General features: G+C 27.4%; 9 protein-coding genes. 1 reads left to right on the plus strand and 8 read right to left on the minus strand.

Annotated features, from left to right (window positions below; translation table 11 throughout):
- Positions 1-387 precede the first annotated feature (387 nt).
- Positions 388-879: a GNAT family N-acetyltransferase gene (locus AYC61_RS19370; RefSeq protein WP_066507079.1), complete on the plus strand. Its 492-nt coding sequence runs from the start codon at positions 388-390 to the stop codon at positions 877-879.
- A 73-nt stretch (positions 880-952) separates the two neighbouring features.
- On the opposite strand, the gene AYC61_RS19375 is transcribed toward AYC61_RS19370, so the two are convergent.
- From AYC61_RS19375 to AYC61_RS19410, 8 genes are all read right to left on the minus strand, one after another.
- Entirely contained in the window at positions 953-1,411 is a 459-nt protein-coding gene (locus AYC61_RS19375) for a glyoxalase/bleomycin resistance/dioxygenase family protein (RefSeq protein ID WP_066507081.1), read from the minus strand.
- A 188-nt stretch (positions 1,412-1,599) separates the two neighbouring features.
- On the minus strand, positions 1,600-2,520 hold the full coding sequence (locus tag AYC61_RS19380; protein ID WP_066507083.1) for a hypothetical protein: 921 nt from the start codon (positions 2,518-2,520) through the stop codon (positions 1,600-1,602).
- An 81-nt stretch (positions 2,521-2,601) separates the two neighbouring features.
- On the minus strand, positions 2,602-3,417 hold the full coding sequence (locus tag AYC61_RS19385; RefSeq protein ID WP_066507084.1) for a helix-turn-helix transcriptional regulator: 816 nt from the start codon (positions 3,415-3,417) through the stop codon (positions 2,602-2,604).
- 324 nt (positions 3,418-3,741) lie between these two features.
- Positions 3,742-5,826, minus strand: a complete 2,085-nt coding sequence (locus tag AYC61_RS19390; protein ID WP_066507086.1) for a WG repeat-containing protein — start codon at positions 5,824-5,826, stop codon at positions 3,742-3,744.
- Between the two features lie 329 nt (positions 5,827-6,155).
- A complete protein-coding gene (locus AYC61_RS19395; RefSeq protein ID WP_066507088.1) occupies positions 6,156-6,830 on the minus strand; it encodes a M48 family metallopeptidase in 675 nt (224 codons plus the stop codon).
- A 60-nt stretch (positions 6,831-6,890) separates the two neighbouring features.
- On the minus strand, positions 6,891-8,351 hold the full coding sequence (locus tag AYC61_RS19400; protein WP_066507090.1) for a RuvC family protein: 1,461 nt from the start codon (positions 8,349-8,351) through the stop codon (positions 6,891-6,893).
- Between the two features lie 273 nt (positions 8,352-8,624).
- The gene (locus AYC61_RS19405) at positions 8,625-9,008 is read right to left on the minus strand and encodes a universal stress protein (protein ID WP_066507093.1); all 384 of its coding nucleotides are present in this window, start codon (positions 9,006-9,008) and stop codon (positions 8,625-8,627) included.
- A 310-nt stretch (positions 9,009-9,318) separates the two neighbouring features.
- Positions 9,319-9,819 (minus strand): 4Fe-4S ferredoxin, encoded by a 501-nt coding sequence (locus AYC61_RS19410; protein ID WP_066507098.1) that lies wholly within the window; start codon positions 9,817-9,819, stop codon positions 9,319-9,321.
- Positions 9,820-10,123: the final 304 nt, after the last annotated feature.

A 10,123-nucleotide genomic window follows, 5' to 3' on the forward strand; every position in this document is an offset into this window, starting at 1 on the left:
TTTCAGTGAATTCGAAGGCAATTACGTAGTAATTACAACACAACGTTTCAACAAGGCACAAGATTGCGCACCGCCTGTTAAATATAATCATACCCGCTACCTATAGAGGTGAGGGACATCTTGCGCCTTGTTATAATCAGAAGGAACCTTATGAATGAATCTCCTATTCTTCTCTACTATGAAACTCACTACTCATTTCATTCCTAGGAGTAAGCGATTCACACTAAATCAAGATTTAGGTTCACTGCTCATAATTTTCTATGAATAATCTGGGTTAATATGTATTATAACAAAACTCACTTATCCAGTAAACATTATTCTTTCTTGATTTTTAAATAAATATTACATATAATAAAATCATTATACGAAAGGTAGTGGATTATTAGAATGAATGTATTAAAAATAAGAAATGTCTTGCCTGAAGATTTGGATTCTGTCACAGAAATAGAATCGGTTTGTTTCCCTTCAGCTGAAGCAGCTAAAAGAAATGTTTTTAAGGATAGAATTTCAAGTTTTCCCGAAGGCTTTTTTGTTGCTGAACTGGATAATCAAATTATAGGCTTTATTAATGGAGGAGCTACTAATAAAAAACATATTGAAGATGAATTTTTTGAAAATATGAATTTACATATACCAAATGGTGAAAACATAGCAATTTTCGGTTTGGATGTACATCCTGATTATCAAAGAAATGGATATGCAAAAAAATTAATAAATCATTTTATTACTGCTGCAAAAAATGATGGTAGAATAAGAGTTTTACTTACTTGCAAAGAACATTTAATCAAATATTATGAGCAATTTGGATTTATTAATGAAGGTGTATCTCAATCAGTTCATGGTGGAGCTAAGTGGTATGATATGTATCTTGCATTTTAATATGGATATGAGATAGATTATTGAAGGAAGTCAAAATGGCTTCCTTCGATTTATATCATAATGTTAATCATCTTTATTTGCACATTTTAACAAATTCAATTGGGTGTTGAATAATTTTTGACGTTTCCTCAATCGAATAACCCTCAGCAAGATAACGCTTCGCTATAATTGCCATAGATTCTCCTATCTCTATAATATGATAATCTGGGTCGTAAATGCGAACAACACGTTGCTGCCACTCATGTTTCTTAGGTTGATGAACATATTCAACATCTCCATAATCTCTCAATCTTTTCATAAATATATCAAAATCATCCACTTCAAAATACAATTCCATGTTATTAGACTTTTCTATAACAGAATTAGCAGGTAAATCTGTAAGCCATGCAAAATCCTGTTGTATTGCAAATCCGCCACTAAATGTTACATTTCGTCCAAAATCAAGAACCACTTTCTGATCAAAAAGTTCTTCATAGAACCTCTTAGAAATATTAATATCCTTAACTGCTAATACTGCCAATTTAAATTCCATATCATTACCTCCCGTAAACCTATTCATAGTTAGTTACAAAACTCAAAATCGTAGGTTTTGGTTATTTACTTAAAACGGTCTCTTGACCACCGTCAAAGATTATGAGATGGGTCCCCTCGCCCAAAACTTATGAGCTAAACATTGTTATTTACATATTATATTTAAATTTTTGTTCTGCAACTAACTAATTATTTTTCTATTCTTTGATAGTCATTTAAAATCATCAATGCATCTAAAGTAAGCTTCCCAATCCATTCATTGTAAGCAGGCTTTAAATCTCCTTTGTAGAAATTTTCTCCCCATGGAGGAATTATTTTGTTATCATTTTCTAATTGGTTGACTATATAATCAAGGTTTTTTTCTATTTTACTTTTAATTACCCCAAAGCTATTACTTTTTGGATTTAAAACAAATTTTATAGGTGTAGGTACATATTCATGCCATTTACTTTCATCATATTCAATAACTTGAGATATCGCTGATTCAATTCTTTTTTCAAGCTTTTGCTTGATATTATCTGGTAAAACATTATACATTCTTATATAGCAAAATATTTCGTTATCTGATTCAAAAACTTGTTTATCCTCTATGTACGATACAGCATATTCTACTAATTCATTTACATTTAGCTGCTCTACATATTCACTGTACTTATAAAGATAAGCTATTAATTCTGCTGTAGGATTACCCCAATTTATATCAATAATTGTCATTCCTTCATCTTCATTATAATGCCACCAAGGTGCATGAGGATAGTTATTTATATTTTTAGAACCAACATACCACCCATTTCTTTCTACATTAAATTCGTTTTCTAAATAAACTATCGCTTTTTTAATCATTAATTTGGCATCATCAAATTTATCAAATTTAGATAAATATCTTAATCCGACTGATGTAGCCATTGGAGATGAAGCTACCATCCTAAAGTCAGACTCTATCCGTGCAAAACCGCCATCATCATTTTGAAACTTTCTTAGTTCATTTATCACATTTTTTTCACTACCACTTAAAAAATAATATTCATAAATACTTTTTTCAAGTAATCTAGCATATTTATATATTGAATTTTCAACTTTACAAAATGCTTCTTTTGTCAGCTTTTTCAATTAATTGCCCTCCTTAATAATTAAATTAATGTATGGTTATTTTACTATACAAATAAAAATATGTATTGCAAAAAAACGACTTCAATAAAGGTTGCTTTTCACCTGTAATGGAGTCATATCAAAATACTTTTTAAAATCGTTTAAGAAGTGTGATTGGCTGCTGTAACCATATTTATATGATAAATCTGCCATACTAACGATATTTTTATTATAATATATATCCTGCCATATATTTTGAAATCTAACAATATCAGCAATCTTTTTAGGTGACATACCCGTATTTACTAAACATAACCTTTCTAATTGTCTCTGACTTATACATACATAATTACATACCTCAGATATATTTATCATTCCTTTAGCTTTAAGTATATAATAAACTGAATTAAAAAAAGTCTCATTCCTATTTTTCTCTTTTAGTTTATTAATTAAATATATTTGCACTAGATTTATTCTATCTTCAAATGATGTACTAGCTATCAAATTGTCAAGTAGGATCTTTTTAAAATCTACAAAATAATTATCTATATCAACAAAACAATTTTTAGATTTTTTCATAGTATCATCAGCAAATAAACTTACTGCCCAAAAATAAAATCTTATGCCAAATACTAATTTATGTTTTTCATTAGTATCTTTTGTATAAAAGAATTTGTCGTTCATGCCACAAAATTTAACACTAATATCATTAGTAAAGTGATTATATTCAAAAATAATATCCATGCATCCATCTGGAATTACTATATGTGTATCAGTATTAATATTAGTACAATTCATACTTTCTGACTGCCAATAACACCTTATAAAAGGTTTTAAGATATCACATGGTAGTATTTCGACATAAGTTTGTGTATTTAAATGCTTGGCCGTTATAGGCACAAATAGTCTGTTTAACATTATTACCTCCGTTTGTTAATCAAAATTTCATAATATTTAAATTATCTTTTAGCATTCTATATGTTTGATGATGATACTCCTACTCACTTTGTTCCTAGGAGTAAGCGATTCACACCAAATCAAAGATTTGGTTCTCTGCTTAAAGAAAATGTCTTAAAATATTATTAAGACATCTCCTCTGAAATATTGATTACTTATTGTATCAATTTATATATTACTCTTATTAGAATTTGTTACGTATACTCCAATACAATCACTATTAAAATCATTCTTCATAATTTTAAGATAGCGCTCTTTATTAAGTTTAGCACCATTTTATAATCTTTATAAGTAATTAGTCATACTTGTTATTATCCATTTTGCATTCTTTTTTTCTACAATCACATGATAATTATATGTTTTCCATAAGTTATCTGATTTAACATACCCTCGTTCCCCTGTAGGAAGCTGTACGTTACACCACATATCTCCTTGATTTAAGAATACAGGAAACACAAATAACGTTTTACATTTTAAAATTTCCATATCTAACGATTCAATTATCTCTGATTGTAAATTAGGCTTAGAATATACCTTAGTACCTTTTTTAAAGCATATTACATACTTATCTCCATCAAAATCATATTCTTCTAAATCCGAATAAAAATATGGGAAAACTACCCTATCTTGATTTGTATCTTTAATTCCACCTAGCTTTATTATTCTTATTATCTCACTCCAAAAAATATCATCCTCTAAGCTATGTGTACTAAAAAGTAAATCTATTCCATGTTTGCAGTATTTAACAGATGGATAATCGAAATATACATCTTCATCTATATGATTTTTTAAAAACTCCATATCCTTATTCTTTATTGCATCTATTAGCTGTTGTTTAAATACATCAAACCCATCTGTGTCCACAGCTACAGATTTAATGTATCTCTTTTCGTATGTATCTATATATTTCCAATCAACATCTCCTAATCTATTTAATACCCCTGTCTTACCACCTATTGATACAATTGCTTTTCCGTTTTTAAAATCTGTAATCGAATCAAATTGAGGTTTGATTATGATATTTCCTTCTACATCTATACAACCCCATTCTCCTGATACTTTTATTTTAACTAACCCTTCTGTACTAAACAATAAACTTTCATATTTATATCCCGTTATGTTTTTTCCTTCAGAATCAAATAATGCATATTTACCTTTTTTATATACACCTACATACCCATCATAAATTTTTGCATCATCATTGTTTAGTTTAGGATATGTAAAAGATTCTATGTGATCTTCAATAATTTCAAATTTGTTATTTATCAAAACATGATCATCACCTTGTTTAATGATTTCTGCATATCCCCATTCAAAATCATTCGCCATATACAAACTACACCCAAATATATTATTACCTTTATTATCTATATATCCGTATTTATCATCTTTCATTACAATACCAAATCCATTGCAAAAAGGTCGACAATAATCAAATTCAATTTCCGTAAGTTTTTCTCCATTCTTATTTATATACCCGTATTTTCCATCTTTCTCTACCACTGCGAATCCTTCACTAAACCCATGCGCATAATCATACACACATTTTATAACACATATTCCACTTTCATTCATATATCCATATTTATCATCTTTCCCCACTACTGACAACCCTTCGTTAAATAGGTGAGGAAAATCATATGAAAATTCCGTAAGAAATCTTCCTTTTCTATTTAGATAAGCCCATTTTTTCTCTTTTTTCACAGCTATTATTTCTTTTGAACATACATAAACATCATTGAATTGACATGCAACCACAATGGCCCCTTTATCTGTTATTAATCCGCTATATTCATTTTGTCCTAATTCGTATAACCCATTTGACCATTTTCTTAAGTAATCATAATTACACCCAATTAAATCTCTACCTAATCTATCTATCAATTGGTACTTTTTATTTATTTCTACTATAGCACTATTTTCTCCAAAATCTTTAGCATAGTCATATTTATAGGCTATTACTAATTGTCCTTTTCTATTTATATATCCATACTTATCATTTTTACATACTACTGCCAAACCATTACTAAAGGGGTTGGCATATTTAAATTCTTCATTGAATATATTATTACCTTTTTCATCAATATATTTATATACATTTTTTTCTTCAACGAGAGCTACTCCTTTATCGAATTTATGTGCAGATGTAAATTGAGGCTCTATTATAACTTTCCCAAAAACATTTTTATACCCATACATATTAAGGTCATCATCATAATAGCTTTGTAGATCTACAAACATTTCATCTATTTCATATATATCATCTAATTCTTCTATTTCTTCTTTATTTTTACTTTTTTCAGACATAGCTACACAATTAATATTTAATGTAAAAATCATCACTAAAAATATACTCATTATTTTCTTCATAATATCACCTTTTTACATATTTTTCAAAACCGTATTTAAGCTTGATTACACAACTCTTATATGCAGTATTAATACTACATTTCATTATACCACAATTTTATAAAATTGTTATTTATTTTCGAAGAAAGGCTTTATGCTTTGTTACATTATGCGATTCATAAATATATGCTATAAATACTCCTTCAATGCTTTTTTTACTCTTTGTTATACATTTTTTTACTAACTTCTATAATGTAGCATGATTTATTAGTAATTGAGTTTGAGCCTTGTGACAGCTACTTAGTTGTTACTACAAAAAATCTTATAAAATTATTTCCTAAGCTTGTTAATCAAAATCTCATTATACCTTGATTATCTTTTAGCCATTTTCTATGTATTTGATAGTCTGGCATAACTTTTTTCACTTCATCCCAAAAATGCTTTGAATGATTATGCTGTAGTATATGGATTAACTCATGTACTACTACATAATCAATTACACACATTGGTGCCATTACAAGTCTATACGTAAAATTTAATGTATTATTACTGCTACAAGATCCCCATCTTGTCCTTGCACTAGATATTTTAGCCGACTTATATTTAATATCTAATTCTTTAGAATAATGTTTTACTCTCTCTAGAATTATTTGCATGGCTTGATTTTTATACCACTGTACAATATGTGAATATGCATTGTCTTTATAAGCTTTAGGCAATAAAATATTACTATCTGTAATATCAATATTTTGAACAGTATTTGTTACATGTAATTTATATTTCTTACCCAAAAACATTAAAATTACACCGTCAACGAATTCTTTCTTACCGTATATTTTGTTACGACTTTTAATAAGCTCTTGTTTTTCTTTAATCCATTTGGATTTTTTCGCCACTATTTTGTCAATGTATTCTTTAGATGTATTTAATGGACACCTTACAATTAATTCAGCGTTTTCATCAATTATTATTGAAATTGTTTTTCTCTTTGATTTAATTATTTTATCAATTTTTATATCTGTCATATTTAATCTCTCCATAATAACTTAAAACCTGAGCTACTCAAACTCAGGTTTACATACAATTTATTTAAGAATGTCTAAATCCAACGTATCAATCCATATATTACTTTTCTTTGTAGTCGTTACATATACCTTTACATAATCAGCTTTATTGTTATTTATTTCAGTGCTTGCTAGTCCCCATGTTCCTTGTGGAATATAAACTTTTTTGCTTGTTGATGATATTTTGTTACCATCTTTTAAATAATCAAGTGTAACTGTCACTTCTTGTCCTTCATCTGTATACATCCAATAGGATAATTCTGATTTTTTACCTTTATATGATTTGAATTTGTCATCCAAATCTATTCCTGCTACTAAATATTTACCTGCTACTCCCTCTTGATTATGAGATATCTTAATTGAATCCTGTCCGCGATGTACTTTATCATTACTCAATGATCCTAATTTCTCATCTGCAAATTTAGCTATAAAATCATCATTGTAAAAATTACCAATTACTTCTTCGTCGATATCCTCAGGTACATTGTCATTATCTCCTCCAATAATATCATCATTTCCAATAACATCTTCTTGTCCGCTATTACCTTGGCTATCATCTGCAATTACTGGCTTGTCTGGTTTTTCAGGATTCTTATCACCTTTAAATAAATCTAATCCCCCAAAAGCAATAAATCCCCCAATAACTATTATTGCTGCTAAACCAGCTATGACACCTTTTCTTGGTTTTCTTCTTCTTGTATATGTATACAAATTATTTCTCAACTCACTTGTCTTTCTTCTATAATCTGAATCTGTATTCTTGTTACTATCTTCATCAATTATTTGTTCTACTGATTCAGTCTCATTTTCTATTTCGCCTTCTGGTTTCGAATTTACTAAACCATATATTTGAGATCCCTTAAAATCCTTTATACACTCTTCAATATCTATATAATCTTCTTCATTACATTTACTAATTATAGAACTTACATCAGGTGGTATCAAACCTTCATCTCTAGCTTCTTTATTATCTTCACCTGTAAAAATATATGAAATGATTTCTGCAAGAGGTTTTGTAAAACTATTAGGAGCATTATTAATAAGTTCATTATCAAAAATAAAAAGCCCTAAATCATTTATTTCATCATAAACATCAACGTGAAAATTATATTTATTTACTAACCCCTGTACCATAAAATTTGATAAGTTATCATAACTATCTATTTTATTCATTATTTTTTCAGTAATGCTAAATTGTTTGCTTAAACTTAAATGATTTTCTTTAAGATAAGTATCTAAATTATTATCATTATATTTGGATACTATAAATACTTTATTACTAAATTCTTTTACATCTTTAATTTTAGGGAATACATCTTTTAAGCCTTGAAGACTGATATTCTCTAAAATTTCTTTGTCTATTATTGAATTAACATAAACTTTTTCACTATCTTTTTTATCTCTACAAATAAAAATCTTTTGCATATCATTTTCATAAAATATATCAAGAATTTCTAAATCCTTAAATACATGATCAACCATAATAATCTTCCCCTCTAACTTATATATTGTATTTTTTATATAGAAATTTTAGCTCATACAAAAAACAAATTAACTTGTAATTTTCTACTATAGATCTCATACGCCTTCATATTATGTAAATTAAATACATTCTTAACTTTCCGTAAAATAACTGTATGATTCTACAATAAAAAAAACACATTGTTCAATTAAATATTGCTTCGACAATGTGCTAAAAAAATCCTTCTTTCACAATGAAATTAGATTATTTATGTGTATTTTATGCTCCTAGTCCTATATTATTACAAATTCTAAGTTAGGAAGCATTTTCTTCAATTTAAATGCTATTGGATGTTCTTCAAATTCTTCACCATCTGGTGAAACACCCATAACTATATCTGTAACTTCTCTTTTAGTAGCAAAATCAGAAATTGCTTTTATAACATCTTTAGATCTAATTACTGTAAGCTCCGCTCCAGCTTCCTTTGATACTCTAAATAAATATTCTAAAGCGTCTCCATCACTAGAATTATTTAGAAACTTATCTTTTTCATTAACAACATGTATAACATAAAGCTTATCATTTTCATTCTTAATTAATTTATGACCACTTAAAATCAATCTTTCACAAGTTTTTTGCTGAGTTACACAAACCATAATATTTTGTTTTCGCTGCATAAATTTCTCCTTTCAAATAATAATCTATACACAAAATAATAATTATATTAACTCATTCCAAGTAGAATTATATTTATAATACTCGTAAATGTCAATCGTTAAAATAAATCTAATAACTCATTTGATTTATCTAATATACATTTATCAGATTACTATCTACATTGATTATAACATTATTAAGTCAATATTTAAATATATTAATATTAAATTTAATACAATTTTAAAAATATATTTTATTTTATAAATTATTTTTATACATGTATAAATTATCACTCTATTCAGAAAATAACTTTATTGCTAAATTTATTTTTTATGAAACTTTTTTTATTTCTTTATTTACTTTGGAAGCTTGGGCTTTTTTTATTAAATTTGCACCATGACCCATTGGACAAACAATACACCAACTCCTTGGTTTAAATATAACTCCCATCAGAATACCAACAATAAATGAAACTCCCATAAATCTAAATAAACTAAAAGCTATTTTACTAAAGCTTCCATAAGAATGTATCATAGAAATTGTAAACATAGTTATCATTAAAACTAATAAAGAATTCTTGGCAGCTTTACTTCTCATCCAGCTAGGCATATTATTATTCAAACTAATTTTTTGCAAAAACTTTCCTAAAAAAGATCCTCTTGGGCAATAATGTGAACAATGAATTTTTCCTCTCCCTTTTATAGCATGATACATTGGCATACCCATGCATATAAATCCTAATATTCCAAATCTAAAGTCCAGTATTGATAATACAAAAAAACTTACTATAAATATCCACGACCAACTCATATGAGATTTTCTCTTTTTCATAAATAAACCCTCCATAAATATATTTTATTATCCATATATTATTATATTACGATATATGGATATATGCAATAGTTTTTGTTTTAAAAATAAGATATAACAACTATTCCAAACAATAAATTTACTAGGGTTTAATCTGAGATTTCTTTGCAGGTACTTTTAAGGAGCAATTTTTTAACTTGAGCTACAACACTTACCTCAAAGTTTTACTTTACTCTAACTATTATAATTTTTTGAACTCTTATTAAATAAATAGTCCTTTCCTAAATATAAAAATAGCTTATATATGATATGATACTTCCAAAGT

The sequence above is a fragment of the Abyssisolibacter fermentans genome (genome assembly GCF_001559865.1).
Lineage (GTDB): Bacteria > Bacillota > Clostridia > Tissierellales > MCWD3 > Abyssisolibacter > Abyssisolibacter fermentans.

Excerpts from the sequence above, each read along its gene's own strand:
- AYC61_RS19370 (WP_066507079.1), top strand. The coding sequence starts at position 388 with ATGAATGTATTAAAAATAAGAAATGTCTTGCCTGAAGATTTGGATTCT.
- AYC61_RS19375 (WP_066507081.1), bottom strand. The coding sequence starts at position 1,411 with ATGGAATTTAAATTGGCAGTATTAGCAGTTAAGGATATTAATATTTCT.
- AYC61_RS19385 (WP_066507084.1), bottom strand. The coding sequence starts at position 3,417 with ATGTTAAACAGACTATTTGTGCCTATAACGGCCAAGCATTTAAATACA.
- AYC61_RS19390 (WP_066507086.1), bottom strand. The coding sequence starts at position 5,826 with ATGAAGAAAATAATGAGTATATTTTTAGTGATGATTTTTACATTAAAT.
- AYC61_RS19395 (WP_066507088.1), bottom strand. The coding sequence starts at position 6,830 with ATGACAGATATAAAAATTGATAAAATAATTAAATCAAAGAGAAAAACA.
- AYC61_RS19400 (WP_066507090.1), bottom strand. The coding sequence starts at position 8,351 with ATGGTTGATCATGTATTTAAGGATTTAGAAATTCTTGATATATTTTAT.
- AYC61_RS19405 (WP_066507093.1), bottom strand. The coding sequence starts at position 9,008 with ATGCAGCGAAAACAAAATATTATGGTTTGTGTAACTCAGCAAAAAACT.
- AYC61_RS19410 (WP_066507098.1), bottom strand. The coding sequence starts at position 9,819 with ATGAAAAAGAGAAAATCTCATATGAGTTGGTCGTGGATATTTATAGTA.